Genomic DNA, 17,820 nt, shown 5'->3' with positions numbered 1-17,820 from the left:
AACCCCGAAAAAATGAATTCTCTCCGACAATTTATTTGTTTTTGAGACGCATGACGCGCATGGCGTTCGCCACAGCAAGCAGTGTAACGCCGACATCAGAGAAAACAGCTTCCCACATGGTTGCAATTCCAAATGCACCAAGAATAAGAAAGATCGCTTTCACACCTAAAGCAAAGCCGATGTTTTGCCACACGATTCGCCGTGTCCGTTTCGCAATCCGAATCGCTTCCGCTATTTTTGACGGCTGATCTGTCATCAGCACGATGTCTGCGGCTTCTACCGCGGCGTCTGAGCCAAGGCCTCCCATCGCGATCCCTATATCTGCGCGGGCAAGCACCGGTGTATCATTGATACCGTCACCGACAAAAATGAGTTTTTCATTAGGCAAAAGCTTAGCTTCTAATGCTTCGACCTGCGCGACTTTATCTTGCGGCAGCAGCTCTGCATATACCTCACCAATCCCAAGCTGTTTTCCGACGGCTGCTCCCGTTTGTTTCGAATCACCCGTCAGCATAGCGGTTTGTTTGATTCCAAGCGATTTCAGATCAGCAACCGCTTGTGCTGCGTCTTCCTTTACTTCATCCGCTATGATGATTGCTCCGGCATAGCGTTGATCAACAGCAACGTGTACGATTGTTCCAGCATTTTCATCCGGGACATCCTCAATTTGTTCTCTTTCCATGAGCTTTTTATTCCCAGCAAGGATCTCAGTTCCATTTACCTTTGCAAAAATGCCGTGGCCGGAGATTTCTTCGTATGACTCTACCTCATCGGAGGAAAGCATTTTCCCGTAAGCTTTACGCACAGATTCAGCAATCGGATGCTGTGAATGAAGCTCAGCGTATGCCGCCGCTTCAAGTAATCTATCCTTTGTAAAACCTTCCGCGGGTTTGATTTCCGTCACTTCAAAGCTGCCTTTTGTTAGTGTTCCCGTTTTATCAAACACCGCAAATTTGACTTGATTCAAGGCTTCTAAATAATTGCTTCCCTTTACAAGCACTCCGGCCTTTGAGGCCGCTCCGATTCCGCCGAAGAAACCGAGCGGAATAGAGACAACAAGCGCACAAGGACAAGAGATCACTAAAAAGATAAGCGCGCGGTACACCCAATCAGAAAGCGCGGCGCCAGAAAGAACAAGCGGCGGAACAAAGGCCAGCAATACCGCAATGATCACAACAGCAGGTGTATAATACTTGGCAAACTTCGTGATAAAGTTTTCTGTCCGGGCTTTACGGCTGCTCGCATTCTGAACCAAGTCTAATATTTTTGATACTGCTGATTCCTGATAGCCCTTTGTGACTTCAATATGCAGAACGCCGTTTTGATTGATAAAGCCTGACATTACATCTTGTCCTTCCGCAGCTTTTCTCGGAACGGACTCACCTGTTAAAGCAGATGTATCAACCATCGCTGACCCTTGCACGACTTTACCGTCCAGGGGTATGCTTTCTCCCGGATTAACCACAATGATGTCTCCTGTCTGAACGTCCTCCGGGGAAACCTGTTCGATGCCGTTCTTTGTTTTGAGATTGGCGTAATCAGGCCGTATGTCCATTAACGCACTAATTGATTTTCTGGAACGGCTGACCGCGGCTCCTTGAAAAAGCTCACCGATTTGATAAAACAGCATAACGGCGACCCCCTCAGGGTATTGCTGAATCAGAAAGGCGCCGATTGTGGCAAGAGCCATTAAGAAATGCTCATCAAACACCTGACCGCGGATGATGTTTTTGACTGCGCGGATCATAATATCACCGCCGATAATCAAATAAGCACCAAGGAAAAGGAAAAATTCAATGGTTCCCGAATGAACCAAATATGCCGCTGCGCCGAGAATGACAGCCGCCGCCATTCTGATCAGCATATTGACCATTCGATTACGATAGCCATCATCAGCTGATTTCTTTATATGCTTTTGGCGAACCGTTACATGCGGATCAATTGATTTCACTTTTTTCTCTACTTTGTTCGTAACCCATTGCTCTTCTTTCCCATCGGCTGAGACAGTTAAGGTGCTTGCCGCAAAATTTACCGCGCATCCGTCAATGCCTTTTATGCCGTTGACTCCATTTTCGATTTTTTGGGCACAATTGCTGCAATCCAAACCGTCCAGAACGTATTCCTGTTTCACTAGTCTCACCTTACCTTCCGATTTAGGGTTCCCTCTTCAAGACGTATCAATGAGTATTGCATTCATTTTAATATATATGAGCATATACTCATATATAAGTTATACCTATTATATGTTGTTTTCCAAGAAAGTGTCAATAAAAAACAAAAACCGGCATATGGCCGGTTTTTTATTTTACTTTCTGAAGACGAAGAGCATTCAGAACAACGGAAACGGAGCTGAATGCCATTGCTGCTCCTGCTATCCACGGTGCTAAAAATCCAAGTGCTGCGATTGGGATGCCGAGGCTGTTATAGCCAAGCGCCCAGAATAGGTTTTGTTTAATGTTTTTCATTGTCAATCTGCTCATGCGGATTGCGTCGGCAATACTGTTCAGATCGCCGCGAATCAGTGTAATGTCTGCTGTTTCCATGGCAATGTCCGTGCCAGTTCCAATCGCCATGCCGATATCAGCTGTGGCAAGCGCCGGCGCATCGTTAATTCCGTCGCCTACCATTGCTGTCTGGCGGCCTTCTTTTTGCAGGCGGACAATTTCCGCCGCCTTTTGTTCAGGAAGAACTTCCGCAATGATATTCGCAATTCCCGCTTCCTTCGCGATGGCTTCTGCGGTTCTGCGATTGTCTCCTGTCATCATGATGACATCAAGGCCCAACTCTTTCAGACGGGCAACAGCCTTCCGCGACGTGTCCTTAATCGTATCTGCAACCGCTACTAGCCCAGCTGCTTCTCCATCAATGGATACAAGCATAACTGTTTTCCCTTCTGCCTCTAGCTCTTCCATTTTGGCGAGAAGAGCCCCATGCTCGACCTGTTCGCTCTCCATTAATTTTCTTGTGCCGACGAGAATGCTTTTTCCTCCGGCTTCAGCCAAAATGCCTGCGCCGACTTTTGCTTCAAAGCGAGTAAGCTTCGGTATCTCAAGCCCTTTATCTTTCACGCCAGCAATAATCGCTTCGCCAAGCGGATGCTCTGATCCCGTTTCGGCTGCCGCTGCAAATTGAAGCAAATCTGTTTCTTCAAAACGGCCGAATGGAATGGCATCCGTCAGACGCGGCTTCCCATTTGTCACGGTTCCGGTTTTATCAAGAACAATGGTATCGAGACGATGTGTTTTTTCTAAATGCTCGCCGCCTTTAAATAAAATCCCGAATTCAGCAGCGCGTCCAGATCCAGCCATTATGCTCGTCGGAGTGGCAAGACCGAGGGCGCAAGGACAGGCAATGACAAGAACCGCAATGAACTTGCTGATCGCTTCAGCAAAATCGCCAGGAGCCGCCCAAAGGTACCAAATGAGAAAAGTGAGAACGGCAATCCCCAATACAATTGGCACAAAAATGCCTGAAATCTGGTCAGCGAGACGCTGGATCGGCGCTTTTGACCCTTGTGCTTCCTCAACAATTTTGATGATATGAGAAAGCGCAGTATCCTTTCCGACGTTGACAGCTTTAATTTTCAGGAAACCGTTTGCGTTAACGGTTGAACCTGTCACGCTGTCACCAGGATTTTTGTCAACAGGAAGACTTTCTCCTGTAATCATCGATTCGTCAACCGCTGAGCGGCCTTCAACCACTTCTCCGTCGACAGGAATTCGTTCGCCAGGTTTGACGTAAACAATGTCATTAACAAGCACTTCGTCGATCGGGATGATTTGCTCCTGTCCGTCTCTTACAACAGTCGCTGTTTTCGCTTGAAGCTTCATCAGCTTTTTAATCGCATCCGAGGAACGGCCTTTTGCTTTTGTTTCAAACAACTTGCCTAATAAAATCAGCGTCAGCAAAATCGCGCTTGTTTCATAGTAAAGGCCGTCTGTATGCCCGTGAGAGCCAAGGCTTTGAAAAGTAAGATAAAGACTATAAGCGTAAGCAGCCGTCGTACCGAGGGCGACCAATACATCCATATTGGCGCTTTTATTTCTGAGCGCCTTATACGCACCCACATAAAACGGCCAGCCGATCAGAAACTGGACTGGTGTCGCCAGCGCAAATTGCATCCACGGATTGAGAAATATATCCGGTACCCAAATGAATGATGTAAATGTAAAATGGCTCACCATCGCCCAAAGCAATGGAAATGACAGGACAGCTGAAAAAATCAGTCTCGCCGTTTGCTTCCGTTCTTCTTTCTTTTTAGTAGCAGCAGCCTCACTGTCCTGTTCACCCTTCAACTTTAGCTTATATCCAAGCTTATCTACCGCTTCTTTCAAATCGCCGACAGACGCTTCTTTTGGATTGTATTCGACCGTAACTGTTTCTAAAGCGAAGTTTACTGGAGCGTTTGCGACGCCTTCTATTTTGTTAAGCCGCTTTTCAATCCGATTGGCGCAAGCTGCACAGGTCATGCCTTCAATATCGAATTCAGCTTTTTCTGTAACGACGTGATAGCCCAGCTTCTCTATTTTTTCTTGAATCGCTGCAGTCCCTGTTTCAGCAGGATCGTAGATTACATTTGATGTTTCCGTTGCCAGATTAACATTTGCATCTGTGACACCGGGCATCCGCTTCAGGCCTTTTTCAATTCTGGCAGCACATGCCGCACAGGTCATACCAGAGACCTGCATCGCGATTTCCTTTTGTTCACTCAACATACTCACTCCTTTATATACACCTGGGGGGTATATAAAAATGAAAGAAATATCGCGCCTCCCTAAAGGCGCGATACCTTGAATCACTTGGCTACATCATAGCCCTGATCTTCTATCGCATCCGCAATATCTTTGACTGATACTTTGTCAGCATCAAACGAAACATCGACTTTACCCGCTTCCAGATTGACATGAACGGCACTGACGCCGTCCAGTTCTCCTACGCTTGTTTCTACTGCTTTGACGCAGTGCTGACAAGACATTCCTTCAACTTGCAATGTTTTTTGTTCCATATCAATTCCTCCTGTTTATTCTTTCTGTTTTCATCCTACCATACCCCCGTAGGGTATTACAATAAAAAAACGCTTTATGATTTTGTGAACTTTTTAAATACGTCCAAAAGCTCAGAAATGGCCTGTTCCCCGTCTCCGCTTTTGATGGCATCTGCTACACAATGATGGGCATGATCCTCAAGCAAATGAAGTGCCACATTTTTCATTGCCGCCTGAACAGCTGAAATCTGCACAAGAATATCTACACAATATCTGTCGTTTTCCACCATGTTTTGAATGCCTCTGACCTGGCCCTCAATCCGCTTTAGCCGGTTTGTAATCTGTTCTTTTTCTTTCGAGCTTTTATGGTTTAATGTTTTATGTTCGTTATGCTTTTCCATGCGTACACCTCTGTTTAATGATATTAATTCCCATTATACTGATTGTCCAAACGGTTGTCTAAGCATGCCGCCGCAAAAAATGAATCAGTTTGGTTTTACCATTTGATCAGGAGGGTATATACTTCTGATGAAAACGCTTTTAAAGGGGAGAAGAAAAGTGGATACAATAAAGGTTGGGATATTAGGATACGGATTGTCCGGTTCTGTTTTTCACGGGCCGCTGCTGGCTGTTCTGGATGAGTATCACATCAGCAAAATCATGACATCACGGACAGAAGAAGTGAATCGGGATTTTCCAGATGCTGAGGTTGTGCATGAGCTTGAGGAAATCACAAATGACCCTGCCATTGAGCTTGTCATTGTCACCACCCCGAGCGGCCTTCATTACGAGCATGCTATGGCATGCATACAGGCCGGAAAACATGTTGTGATGGAAAAACCAATGACAGCAACGGCCGAAGAGGGGGAAACATTAAAAAGGGCTGCCGATGAAAAAGGCGTATTATTAAGCGTATATCATAACCGACGCTGGGATAACGATTTTTTAACGATTAAAAAGCTGATCTCTGAGGGATCCCTTGAAGATATCAATACATATCAAGTATCCTATGACCGCTACAGACCTGAAATTCAAGCGCGGTGGCGGGAAAAAGAAGGCACTGCCACTGGTACGCTATATGATCTCGGCTCCCACATCATAGACCAAACCCTGCATTTATTTGGGATGCCTAAAGCCGTGACTGCAAACGTGATGGCTCAGCGGGAAAATGCCGAAACGGTTGACTATTTTCATTTAACCCTGGATTATGGCAAGCTTCAAGCCATTCTATACGGAGGATCAATCGTTCCGGCAAACGGACCTCGTTATCAAATCCATGGAAAAGATTCCAGCTTTATCAAATACGGAATTGATGGACAGGAAGACGCACTCAGAGCGGGAAGAAAACCAGAGGATGACAGCTGGGGTGCGGATGATCCGAAGTTTTACGGACAGCTTACAACCATTCATGGCTCCGACAAAAAAACAGAAACGATTCCATCAGTAAATGGCTCCTACCTTACCTATTACCGTAAAATAGCGGAAAGCATACGGGAAGGTGCTGCGCTGCCAGTCACTGCTGAGGAAGGTATTGATGTCATCCGCATCATTGAAGCCGCAATGAAAAGCAGTAAAGAGAAACGAACCATTATGCTGGAGCAATAAAACAAAAGCCTCCCCAAATAAGGGGAGGCTTTTTCATTAGAATGTTTTTCCTGCTTCTTTCGCACGCGCAATCGCGTCTTCTTTGATTTGCTGTGCTTTATCGGGCTCCGCATTATGTCCCTCTACGAAAATGCCATCGAATGATGGTACGCCGAAGAAGTTCATCATGATGCCGATGTAGCGGTGCCCCATTTCCATCTCAGCCGCAGGGCCTTCTGAATAGTAGCCGCCGCGCGCTTGGATATGAATTGCTTTTTTATCAGTTAACAAGCCGACAGGACCTTGTTCTGTGTATTTGAATGATTTTCCTGCAACAGCAACAGAATCGAGATACGCTTTCATCACTGGCGGGAATGAGAAGTTCCATAAAGGAGTAACAAATACGTACTTATCAGCTGATGCAAATTGATCGCTAAGCTCTCCCAAACGGCCTACTTTCGCTTTTTCGCTTTCAGAAAGCTCTTCAAAGCCTGTACCTGACTGAAGCTTTCCCCATCCGCTGAATACATCTGCGTCAATGTGCGGGATGTTTTCTTTGTACAAATCGATATGTACAACTTCATCATTTGGATTTGCTTCTTTGTAAGATTCGATAAATGCTTTACCTGTTGCCATACTGTACGAAGTTGCTTCGTCATGCGGATGAGCAGTGATATATAATACTTTTGCCATTTTTACCAGCCCTTTCGTTTTTAAAAATCACACACCAATTATTATCATACAGATGCATAATGATTATTCTGTCTCTCTTAGACTTTATTATAGAGACAAAGAAATTTACTTTCAAGTAAAACATCTCGAATTAAAGATTATTTAACTTTCCAAACAGCTTACTTTTCAAAAGCTGTTCTCAAGCCTAAATACAGCGCGGACAATTCTTTACTGATTCGAGGATAATGAGGAACATGCGGCACTTGAATATCCGCAGGTATCCTTTTCATGATAAAGGATTGCTGAGCCTGTTCAAAAAACGCCCGCAGCTGGTTGATCTCTTCATCAGAAAACGGAGCAGGCGGACGGCGGTGAGCTTGGGCCGAGAGCAAATAGTACCCTAAGTGCTGAGCACCGGAAATGGCAGGCCAGAGCGCATCAGCATTCGCATGAGGAAACTCTCCAAGCGCCTTGTCATACGCATCCCGAAGCCTGACAAGGCTCACCCTTAACTTGTGTTCGTCGGCTTTCTGCCCGGTTAACAGTTTCTCCATAAACTGCCCTTCCAACCGGATGACGTTCCTCATCAGTTCAGGCAGCCGCTTTGTTGAAAACCGCCGCCACAAAAGCATTGTTCCCAATAGCCCGATCACGCTGCCGACAGCTACGTCCGTCAGCCTCGCTATCATAAAATAACCGGCTCCCGCGCCGCCATGCATACTTTCTGTGATAACAAGCGCATTTGCGGTTAAAAAGGGAACAGCCAGCGCATAATTGCGGACGATCAGCATCTCAAGAAGACATTGCAGCGCTGCAATACATAACGCAATATAAACACCGCCCGGCTTAAAAAACAGGATTGCGCCAGCCAGCATTACCCCGATCACCGTTCCGGCCGAACGCTGAATAGCCCTGTGAAGCGTAAAAACAACAGTAGTGCCAAGCATGACTGCTGCTGCCGAAAGCGGAATCCAATAGGAGCGTGCAAAGCCGAATGCGAGGGCAAACATATCGGCGGCAAACAGAACAATTCCGTACTTTAACGCTCTAATCAAAACCGGAGACTTCCAGTCAAAGGCATTTCTCAAAAAGTAAAAAGAGGATGGCAGGCGGCTCGGTTCTCCGTCAAGCTGCTTATCAAAACGTCCTGAAGCGATATGCAAAACCTCATTGATTTCTTCAAACAGCTTCCGCCTAGACTCAGATTCATTTTCATTAATCTGAAACGTATTGAAAACCCGTGCATTCGCAAGCATATCTCCGGTTTGGCGAAGTGCCTTTTCAATCTGCGCGGTCTCTCTGTCCGGCGTTTCAGCTGAAAAATGAATAATGGCAATGAATATATCGTCAGCTTTTTCAAGGAGGCGGAAAAATCGTTCATCATGCTGCGATTTTTTCCATTTATCCCCTTTCCCAAGAACCGTTTGGCGGGCTGTTCTAAGCATGAGCACCGTCTGATGCTGTGCATTATGAAAACCTGGCGTTCCGACGGCTGAAAGACATGCAGCCAGCTGATGATATGTTTTTTGCAGCACCGCTCCCTCCGGCCCATGCTTGTTCCATAACCAGCCGATTAGCGCGATGCCCATGGCGAAAATGCCTCCGAGAAACGTCAGTCCCGCTCTGAACAGCGCTTGTGAAGGATCGGCCGGCAGCCCGGAACTGACTAAAAAGGCAAGGACAAAAAACATTGGCGCAGGGCCTTGAATGCCGAGCGTGCTAAAAATAAACATCGCCGCTGCACCGATCAGCCCCAAAACAGCCGACATCATCCAAAGCGTCCCGGACAAAAGCGTCCCTAAACCAAATGAGAGGGCGATCCCAAAGGAAACCAAGAGCAGCTTCATGGCGCGCTTTTTGTACGATTCACCGCCCGCATATAAATAAACAAAGCCTCCGATACTTGCAATTAATCCGTAATCCGTGTGACCTGCCAATGCACCGACCAGCACAGGAAACCCTGAAGCGAAACCTGATCCGATAGCCTTTTTCCAAGGAAATGGATTTGCATGAATGCGAAAGGCATCCTTCACGATAGGCATGATTCTTTGATTGTTCGCAGCAGTTTTGTTCATTTGACAAAATCCTTTTCAATGAATGTGTAGAACTTTTCCCGTTTCTTCGCTTTAGTGTGCCCAAAAACGCGGTTAGCTTCTCAATTGGTGCGCCCGATAAAAAAACAGAGACTTATACCGTCTCTGCTTCATTACATCAGTTTATTATCATAAAAGCGGCACCTGTCAGGACTGTTTTGTCCTTCTGCCTTCCTTCAAGAGCAGGTGAATAAAAAATAAAGGATAAATCAATAGATACCCATTAAACAGCCACCACACAAGATCAAAGTCACTGCTGAATGTCCAGAATGATAGCGCCTGCAGACCTGAACAACAGGTCAGCACAAGAGAAATCAGCGCCATCAGCTTCCAGTCAGCACGATTCACCCGCTGTAGGTACAAGCTGTATAACCCTGTGACAGAAATCAGGATATCCAGCGGAAAAAAAGACCAGTTCCAAGCGATCATAAACGGATGGTCATGATGTTTAAAAGCCCAGCTTTCCGGTATGAGCGAAAATCCGGCTGACAGCCAGTACAAGATAAAACCGATATCAGTCACGAGAAAAAACAGCTTCATATATCTCATTTGTACTGCCCGCTTTTATGTACCGGCTCAGACACCGCAGCATGCTCGATCAGGTTTAAAGACACAACACCGGCAATAATCAATCCAATTGAAATGACTTTCATGACACTAACATGTTCTTGAAAAAACAAAAAACCAACGACTGTAATCAGGACAATTCCCATCCCTGACCATACAGCATAAGCAACTGATACATCAATGGATTTAAGCGTAAGCGTCAGAAAGAAAAGACTCCCTCCATAAAAGAAAATCAACAGCAAACTGGGAATAAGCTTTGTAAAACCGGACGATAGCTTCATGCTGACCGTTCCCGCAACTTCAAACAAAATCGCCAAGCATAGAAACACCCAATTCACGTCGCATCAGCCTCCTCATCAGCTGTTATACCGTTAAACAAAACATCTACAATTGATTCAAGAACCTCTCCTGTCGTGAACTGATGTTTCAGCGGATATTCAGGGTCATACACTTGGTTGATGCTCCCTATATACATGTGAACAAACAGGTCCGGATTGATGTTTCTGATTCTCTTTTGCTGTTTGCACTCGTTTAATAATGCCAGGACAATCGCCCATTCTTCCTTAATAAACGCGTCTAATGTAAGCCACGCATCGTAATGGTATTTCTTTAGTTCATTTAATAATCCCATGTTCAGCAGTTCCATCCCCTGCGGAAGGCTGATCAGCATTTTTTTCACCTTTTGGAGCACATTTAAACTTTCATTTTCATAGATGTCTCTTTCTATTTGCTTCATTTCAGCTATAAATTGTTCGACAACCGCCTCAACAAGCTGATCTTTAGATGAATAATATGCATAGAGCGTCCGCTTGCTCGTTCCCAGCGCTGCCGCCAAATCATTCATCGTTAATGAAAATCCTTTCTGCTTGATCAGCCGGATGGTTTCCGCCATAATTCTTTTTTCCACATTAATCCCCCGCTTTCGGTACCAATAAAACTATTTCAGTACCAATATTATACGGCAGAAATTTATGGAAATCAACAATATATAAAAAAACCTCTCCTGTTGGGAGAGGTTTAAAAGACACTGCGGACCAAACCGCCGTCTGCCCGAAGTGCCGCGCCATTGATCGCAGAGGAAAGCGGGCTGCTTAAAAATGTAACGAAGTGGGCGATTTCTTCCGGACGGATCAGTCTTTGAATAATAGATGTCGGCCGGTTTTCTTTCATAAAACGTGCCTCAGCTTCTTGAACAGTCAGGTTTTCACCAGGATACAGCGAGTTCAGCATGGTTTCCACACCCTCTGTTAAGGTAGAGCCCGGCATGACGGTGTTGACTGTGACATTCGTGCCGGTTGCCAGCTCCGCCAAACTGCGGGAAATGGACAGCTGCATCGTTTTTGTCGCACTGTAATGGGCCATTTCCTGTGACGGCATAATCGCCGCTTCACTGGCAATGAAAATCACACGCCCTTCTTTTTTCTCTATCATGTTATGCAAATACCTGCGTGTCAGCCTTACACCGCTCATAATATTCACTTCAAAAAAACGAAACCATTCATCGTCGGGAATATCAAAGTACTCCGCCGGTTCAAAAATCCCTAAATTGTTGACCAAAATATCAACCTCTGGATATGCCTGAAACAGCTCATTGCAGCCTTCTTCAGTTCCCAAATCAAATGCGGCCGGATAAAGAACCGCTTCAGCATGTTGTGTTTTCAGTTCATCTATCGTCTGATTCACTTTCTCTTCCCGGCGTCCGTTAATGATCACTGCCGCACCTTCTTCAGCTAACGAAGAGGCAATAGCTTTTCCGATCCCAGATGTCGAACCGGTCACCAGTGCAGTTTTTCCTTGTAAATTCAGCTTCATTATTCATCCCTCCGTTTTTGGTTCCTCTTATTTATTGACAGAAATCTGATTGGTGAAACATCTGCTCTGCAATCAGTATGAAACAGCTGGGATTGAAATGGAAGTACGCACTTTTTGGTGCCTGTGGTTTGGAGAAAAAATAAAGCAGAACCTCTTGAGAGGTTCTGCTTTATTGTCAGTATGTATGGAGACGGTGGGAGTCGAACCCACGTCCAGAAACATCGATTACTTAAGCGTCTACGAGCGTAGCCTGCATATTTATGGTTTCACTCATCTTCTTGCCTGCGGGCGGGCCTTCCGAGAGCTAGTCTGTTCATCTCTTCTTACGTTCTCAGACGGGAACGCAAGCGTAGCCTACTTGGATGTGCTCTTCACAGACACATAGGCAATGTCAGGAAGAGCTCGCTGCGCTTATTAGGCAGCTAATGCTACGTTTTGGTTAAAACTGTTAGTTTTGCCAGTTATATTTAAGTGCGTGTTTACGAGATCGCCTCTCGGCTCGCAGCTCAAGCTCGATCCATCCCTGTCGAATCCGTAACGTCCCCTTGGTATAAGGGAAATACGGGAGAAAATATCAAGCTCTCACTCAAACTGGCTATAGTCTTATTATAACATGATCACGGCTCTTTTCAATTGTCAAATCCTTCAAATGAATAGCGACGTGATCTGATCGTGAACACAGTATAGCACAGGCCTGATTTTCGAATCAAGCACTATGCCTTTAGAAGCCTTTTTGACTGTCTCTGAACGCTCTTTCGATTTCCCGCTTCGCGTCCTTGCGCTTCAGGTCTTCCCGTTTGTCATAGTTTTTCTTCCCTTTTCCAAGGCCGAGAAGCACTTTGGCAAAGCCATTTTTTAAATACAGCTTCAGCGGAACGAGAGAATAGCCTTTTTCCTTTGTTAACCCGATCAGCTTATTAATCTCCTTGCGGTGCATTAACAGCTTTCTTGTCCGTAGCGGATCGTGGTTATAGCGGTTTCCCTGCTCATATGGGCTGACGTGCATATTGTGGAGAAACACTTCTCCCCGTTCGATTTTGGCGAAGGAATCCTTAAGGTTTACGCGGCCGGCGCGAATCGATTTGATTTCTGTTCCTTGCAGAACGATGCCTGTTTCATAGGTTTCTTCTATAAAATAATCGTGGTTGGCTTTCTTATTTTGAGATAATACTTTTCCTGACCCTTTTGGCATGCCAGAACCTCCTCTCTCTAAGGAAAAACTGTCCACCTTTTGCGATACGCTCTATTTTACCAAATGTCACGTACTGCTACAATGAAAAGCTGTTTCCGAAAGAAAGCAAATAGAGCGCTGCGGCCCTATTTGCTGGTTGAGCTGCTATTTCTTCTTTTTCCGTTTCTGTTTCGGAGCATTCTGGAAGCCGCGTTTTTTCTTTTTCTTCTTCGGCTTAGTGAACCACTCCCCTTTTTCCTCAGACGGAGCTGGAGAAACAGGTGTATTGGTGCTTTGAACACGTTTTCTGGCAGGCTTTCCGCGTTTTCTGCTCCGGCTGCTGTCCAATTCTCTCGGACGCCGCGGAGTGCCCTTCATGCCGACAATTTCAAAGTCGATATTGCGCTCATCTTTATTGACATCGACAACCTTGACTGTGATTTCATCCCCGATGCGGAAGACGTTGCCTGTCCGCTCGCCAATCATTGCGAAATGCTGTTCGTCAAAGCGGTAGTAGTCATCTGTCATAAAGCTGACATGGACGAGTCCTTCAATTGTATTCGGCAGCTCGACGAACATTCCGAAGTTTGTCACAGAGCTGATCATGCCGTCAAACTCTTCACCGATTTTATCAAGCATGTATTCCGCTTTTTTCAGATCATCCGTCTCACGCTCGGCGTCAACTGCACGGCGCTCCATAGATGATGTATGTTCGGCGATATCCGGCAGGCGTTCAGCCCACTTTTCCTGTGTCGCTTCATCGACTTTGCCGTTGATCAAATACGTTCTGATCAGACGGTGAACGATTAAGTCCGGGTAACGGCGGATCGGCGATGTGAAATGCGTATAGAATTCCGTTGACAGACCGAAGTGCCCCAAGCTTTGCGGGTCGTATTTCGCCTGTTTCATCGAACGGAGCATAACAGTAGATATAACCGTTTCCTCTGGTCTGTCACGCACAGCGTCCAGAATGCTTTGCAGCGCGCGCGGATGAATATTCCCCGCCGTTCCTTTCACCACATAGCCAAAAGTCGTCACAAATTCTAAAAACTTTTGCAGCTTTTCAGCATTCGGCTCTTCGTGAATCCGGTATATAAACGGGACATTCATCCAATGGAAATGCTCCGCCACTGTTTCGTTTGCCACAAGCATAAATTCTTCAATCAGCTTCTCGGCGACAGAGCGTTCTCTGATCACAACGTCTTTAACCGCTCCTTCGTCATCAACAAGCACCTTTGCTTCTTTAAAATCAAAGTCAACGGCGCCGCGGTCCATCCGCTTATCGCGAAGAATTTGAGCCAGGCGCTCCATGTCTTTGAACATCGGAACAAGAGGCTCGTATTTTTGCTTCAGCTCTTCATCATCGTCAACAAGAATTTTATTCACATCTGAATATGTCATTCTTTCCGTTGTTTTGATGACACTTTGGAAGATCTCGTGCTCTGTCACCTGTCCCTGACTGTTAATTGTCATTTCACAAGAAAGCGTCAGGCGGTCAACCTTTGGATTTAAGGAGCAGATGCCGTTTGACAATCTGTGCGGAATCATCGGGATGACACGGTCAACCAGATACACACTTGTCCCTCTTTCAAGCGCTTCTTTGTCAATCGGCGAGTTTTCGGTTACGTAATGGCTGACATCAGCTATGTGAACGCCAAGCTTGTAGCTTCCATCATCAAGCTTCGTCACGGTAACTGCATCATCCAAATCCTTCGCATCCGCACCATCAATGGTGACAATCACCTGGTCACGGAGATCACGGCGGTCTTTCAGATCTTTTTCATCGATAGTGTCAGGCGTACTTGATGCCTGTTCCATCGCGTCAGCTGGAAATTCTCCCGGCAGGCCGTGCTTATGAATGACCGATAAAATATCAATGCCCGGGTCGTTTTTGTGGCCGAGAATGGTTTCAACCTCACCCTCTGCGTTCATGCGGCCTTCAGGATAGCTCGTCAGCTTGACAACAACCTTATGCCCTTCCGCAGCTCCATTTTTCCCATTTTTCGGAATGAAGATGTCACTCGTGATTTTTTTGTCGTCCGGAATGACAAAGCCGAAGTTTCTCGTTTCTGTATACGTGCCGACAACCCGCTGAATCGCTCTTTCTAAAATCCGTATGACGGTTCCTTCCTGCCTGGAGCCGCTTGACTGTGAGTTCAGACGCACCATGACGATATCGCCGTTCATTGCCGTATTCAGCTCATTAGGCGGAATAAACACATCACTTAACGACGTATCCTCAGGCAGCAAAAAGGCGAATCCTTTCGCATGGGCTGAAATCTTTCCTTTTATTAAATTCATCTTCTCCGGAATGCCGTAGCGGTCGCTTCTCGTCCGTACGATAAGCCCTTTTTCTTCCAAGGCGACTAACGCTTTGACGAGCTCTTTAAACTCCTCGGCTTCCGTAATATTTAACATCTCCTCAAGTTCCTGAACGGTCAGAGGTTTGTACGCCTCTTCCTTCATAAACGAGAGAAGCTTTTCCATAAATGCTTCTTTTTCCATTATCCGACCTCCTGTTGATTACCAATCGAGCTTCTCTAAAAATTCATACACATCCTGATGGACGAGGTCACGTTCTTTGTCGAGTGTAATGACATGCCCTGATTCCTCGTACCATTTCAGCTGTTTATCATCAGTTTCCACTTCGTTGTAAATAATATTGGCGCTTTCGGTATTAATCATGTGGTCATGACGGGCCTGCACCACAAATGTCGGTGAATAAATCATATCGACATTATTCCGCACATCAGCAATTAAGTCTTGCAGCGCCTTGAGGGTATTCATCGGCGTTTTTTCGAATTCTTTCATTTCCTCTTCAATTTGCTCAGGGCTTTTCCCCTCAAACTTTTTGTAATTGCGAGCGTATGAAAGAACGCCTTGATACATGACCTCTTCACTCTTAATATGCATCGGTGCGCACATTGGGACAATTCCCTTTATGGGTACAGTGTAACCCAATTTCAGCGAAAAAACCCCGCCAAGCGACAGTCCGCAGGCAGCAATGCTCTCATAGCCTTCAGATTTTAAGTATTCATAGCCATCCATTACGTTTTTCCACCAGTCTTCGGGCCCCGTATGTACAAGTTCTTCAGGCGGGACGCCATGTCCTTCATATTGAGGCGCGTGGCACGTATAGCCGCGTTCATTCAAATATCGTCCCAGCATCCTTACATCCGCTGTATTTCCTGTAAAGCCATGCAGCAAAAGCACCGCTTTGTCTCCGCCTTTAAATGTAAATGGTTTTGGTGTCACAACTTTCATGCTCATGTCTCCCTTTCTATCTGCACGATCATTTTAGTTTTCCACAGTTTAATCAGAAAAAAACGTTTTGAATATCATCAAGAAACGTGAAAAAGGCCTGACTTCACATCAGACCTTATACAAACATTGCCCTATAGGATATAAGCAAGCGCAATCGTTAACACGAAAAACAAGACTGCCAGCACTACCGTAATGCGGTGCAAAATTAAATCAAGACCTCTTGCTTTTTGTTTCCCGAAGAGCTGCTCCGCTCCGCCTGAAATCGCACCAGATAATCCGGCGCTTTTACTGGATTGAAGCAAAACGACAATAATAAGTGCAATGCTGACGATAACCAATAAGGTAATCAAAACTGCGTGCATCCCATACACCTCCAGACTCACTGGCTACATTACTTCTATTTTACATGAAAAGGGTTGGCATGTCACGCTGTATCAGACGCCAAAAGGCCGGATAAGACGTTTTATCTTGGTTACCCTATTTATATGAAAAGGTCAAAGGAGAAAAGCGATGCCGCTTATCAGCATAGACAGCAGGAAACATCTTTTTTATGAAGAATATGGACAGGGAATCCCTATCATTTTTATCCACCCGCCGGGCATGGGACGCAAGGTTTTTTATTATCAGCGCCTTCTATCCAAGCATTTCAGGGTGATTTTTCCCGATTTAAGCGGCCACGGTGATAGTGATCACATCGATCAGCCAGCGTCTATTTCCTATTACGCAAACGAGATCGTGCAATTCATGGACGCTTTGCACATTGATAAAGCTGTGTTATTCGGGTATTCTGCCGGAGGCTTAATCGCGCAGCATATCGGCTTCACCCGCCCGGACAAAGTGTCACACCTTATTCTGTCCGGCGCCTACCCCGCTGTTCATAACGTAATCGGCCAGAAGCTGCACAAACTGGGAATATATCTGCTTGAAAAAAACCCCGGTTTGCTCATGAAAATCCTCGCTGGCAGCCACACAAAAGACAGACAGCTTCGCAGCATATTAACAGACCATATGAAAAAAGCAGATCAGGCACATTGGCATCAGTATTATCTGGATTCACTTGGCTACAACTGCATTGAACAGCTGCCCCGCCTAAACATGCCAATGCTGTTTATGTATGGCGGCCTGCGGGACTGGACCTTTACAAACGCAGGCTATTACCGAAGAGCGTGCAGACATGCCGAATTTTTCAGATTGGAATATCAGGGACATCAATTGCCGACAAAACAATGGAAAACGTGCAATGAGCTGGTGACAGGGTTTGTGCTGACACATCATTCAAGATAGAAAACGCTTGGATCTCCTTGCGTTTTCTCTATCTCATTGACTTTTGTCAACAAAATCATAGTAAAAAAGATCCTCAAATTTCAAATTAAAATAGTGAAGCATTTTACCAATCACAAGCTGCCCCGGCCGTCTTTCTCCATTCAGCACGCGGCTCAGTGTGGCGGGTGAGACTCCGATTTCCAGCGCAAGCTGATTAAGGGAATAATCGTTATTAACCATATACTGCAAGACATAATCACGTCTAATCTGTATCTTTTCTACTGGCACTTTCCTCACCTTCCATTCCTGAAAAACTTTTTTCTATACTTTTACATTACGGCTTATGTTAACTTTTGTCAATACATTTCCAGTCTACCTATTCCCTTTAGTCAATAAACATACTAAAATAT

At 45.6% G+C, this 17,820-nt stretch carries 17 protein-coding genes and 1 other RNA gene; 2 read left to right on the top strand and 16 right to left on the bottom strand.

Annotated features, from left to right (window positions below; genetic code table 11):
• Positions 1–31: 31 nt before the first annotated feature.
• From ACQVGT_RS04035 to csoR, 4 genes are all read right to left on the bottom strand, one after another.
• Positions 32–2,140 carry a heavy metal translocating P-type ATPase gene (locus tag ACQVGT_RS04035; RefSeq protein WP_144052045.1) on the bottom strand — a complete coding sequence of 703 codons (2,109 nt, stop codon included), beginning with the start codon at positions 2,138–2,140 and terminating at the stop codon, positions 32–34.
• Positions 2,141–2,300: 160 nt separating this feature from the next.
• Entirely contained in the window at positions 2,301–4,712 is a 2,412-nt protein-coding gene (gene copA / locus ACQVGT_RS04030; protein ID WP_015483692.1) for a copper-exporting P-type ATPase CopA, read from the bottom strand.
• Positions 4,713–4,795: 83 nt separating this feature from the next.
• Entirely contained in the window at positions 4,796–5,005 is a 210-nt protein-coding gene (gene copZ / locus ACQVGT_RS04025) for a copper chaperone CopZ (protein WP_003244260.1), read from the bottom strand.
• A gap of 74 nt (positions 5,006–5,079) precedes the next feature.
• Positions 5,080–5,385 carry a copper-sensing transcriptional repressor CsoR gene (csoR, locus tag ACQVGT_RS04020; RefSeq protein ID WP_015384640.1) on the bottom strand — a complete coding sequence of 102 codons (306 nt, stop codon included), beginning with the start codon at positions 5,383–5,385 and terminating at the stop codon, positions 5,080–5,082.
• 127 nt (positions 5,386–5,512) lie between these two features.
• Between csoR and iolW the strand changes: the two genes are divergently transcribed.
• The gene (gene iolW, locus ACQVGT_RS04015) at positions 5,513–6,589 is read left to right on the top strand and encodes a scyllo-inositol 2-dehydrogenase (RefSeq protein WP_015384641.1); all 1,077 of its coding nucleotides are present in this window, start codon (positions 5,513–5,515) and stop codon (positions 6,587–6,589) included.
• 36 nt (positions 6,590–6,625) lie between these two features.
• On the opposite strand, the gene azoRB is transcribed toward iolW, so the two are convergent.
• The 11 genes from azoRB to secG form a co-directional block, all read right to left on the bottom strand.
• A complete protein-coding gene (gene azoRB / locus ACQVGT_RS04010) occupies positions 6,626–7,261 on the bottom strand; it encodes an FMN-dependent NADH-azoreductase AzoRB (RefSeq protein ID WP_003243587.1) in 636 nt (211 codons plus the stop codon).
• A 158-nt stretch (positions 7,262–7,419) separates the two neighbouring features.
• Complete coding sequence (locus ACQVGT_RS04005) at positions 7,420–9,315, bottom strand: FUSC family protein (RefSeq protein WP_015483693.1); 1,896 nt, start codon at positions 9,313–9,315, stop codon at positions 7,420–7,422.
• A 165-nt stretch (positions 9,316–9,480) separates the two neighbouring features.
• Positions 9,481–9,882 carry a YvaD family protein gene (locus ACQVGT_RS04000; protein WP_003242541.1) on the bottom strand — a complete coding sequence of 134 codons (402 nt, stop codon included), beginning with the start codon at positions 9,880–9,882 and terminating at the stop codon, positions 9,481–9,483.
• Positions 9,879–10,238: a DMT family transporter gene (locus tag ACQVGT_RS03995; RefSeq protein ID WP_003228392.1), complete on the bottom strand. Its 360-nt coding sequence runs from the start codon at positions 10,236–10,238 to the stop codon at positions 9,879–9,881. Before ACQVGT_RS03995 ends, ACQVGT_RS04000 begins: the two co-directional genes overlap by 4 nt.
• Positions 10,235–10,807, bottom strand: a complete 573-nt coding sequence (locus tag ACQVGT_RS03990) for a TetR/AcrR family transcriptional regulator (RefSeq protein ID WP_015384644.1) — start codon at positions 10,805–10,807, stop codon at positions 10,235–10,237. Before ACQVGT_RS03990 ends, ACQVGT_RS03995 begins: the two co-directional genes overlap by 4 nt.
• 110 nt (positions 10,808–10,917) lie before the next feature.
• Complete coding sequence (locus tag ACQVGT_RS03985; protein ID WP_003228388.1) at positions 10,918–11,712, bottom strand: SDR family NAD(P)-dependent oxidoreductase; 795 nt, start codon at positions 11,710–11,712, stop codon at positions 10,918–10,920.
• A 182-nt stretch (positions 11,713–11,894) separates the two neighbouring features.
• Positions 11,895–12,257, bottom strand: a transfer-messenger RNA (tmRNA) gene (ssrA, locus tag ACQVGT_RS03980).
• Between the two features lie 176 nt (positions 12,258–12,433).
• Entirely contained in the window at positions 12,434–12,904 is a 471-nt protein-coding gene (gene smpB, locus ACQVGT_RS03975) for an SsrA-binding protein (RefSeq protein ID WP_003220025.1), read from the bottom strand.
• Between the two features lie 144 nt (positions 12,905–13,048).
• A complete protein-coding gene (rnr, locus tag ACQVGT_RS03970) occupies positions 13,049–15,388 on the bottom strand; it encodes a ribonuclease R (RefSeq protein ID WP_003228386.1) in 2,340 nt (779 codons plus the stop codon).
• An 18-nt stretch (positions 15,389–15,406) separates the two neighbouring features.
• Positions 15,407–16,147: an alpha/beta hydrolase gene (locus tag ACQVGT_RS03965; protein ID WP_003242610.1), complete on the bottom strand. Its 741-nt coding sequence runs from the start codon at positions 16,145–16,147 to the stop codon at positions 15,407–15,409.
• 131 nt (positions 16,148–16,278) lie between these two features.
• Positions 16,279–16,509 (bottom strand): preprotein translocase subunit SecG, encoded by a 231-nt coding sequence (gene secG, locus ACQVGT_RS03960; RefSeq protein WP_003220028.1) that lies wholly within the window; start codon positions 16,507–16,509, stop codon positions 16,279–16,281.
• 148 nt (positions 16,510–16,657) lie between these two features.
• Between secG and ACQVGT_RS03955 the strand changes: the two genes are divergently transcribed.
• On the top strand, positions 16,658–17,431 hold the full coding sequence (locus tag ACQVGT_RS03955; RefSeq protein ID WP_015384645.1) for an alpha/beta fold hydrolase: 774 nt from the start codon (positions 16,658–16,660) through the stop codon (positions 17,429–17,431).
• Between the two features lie 33 nt (positions 17,432–17,464).
• On the opposite strand, the gene ACQVGT_RS03950 is transcribed toward ACQVGT_RS03955, so the two are convergent.
• Complete coding sequence (locus ACQVGT_RS03950) at positions 17,465–17,698, bottom strand: helix-turn-helix domain-containing protein (RefSeq protein WP_009968172.1); 234 nt, start codon at positions 17,696–17,698, stop codon at positions 17,465–17,467.
• Positions 17,699–17,820 lie beyond the last annotated feature (122 nt).

The sequence above is a fragment of the Bacillus sp. SCT118 genome, from assembly GCF_058566435.1.
This window is presented reverse-complemented; position numbering and strand designations above follow the sequence as displayed.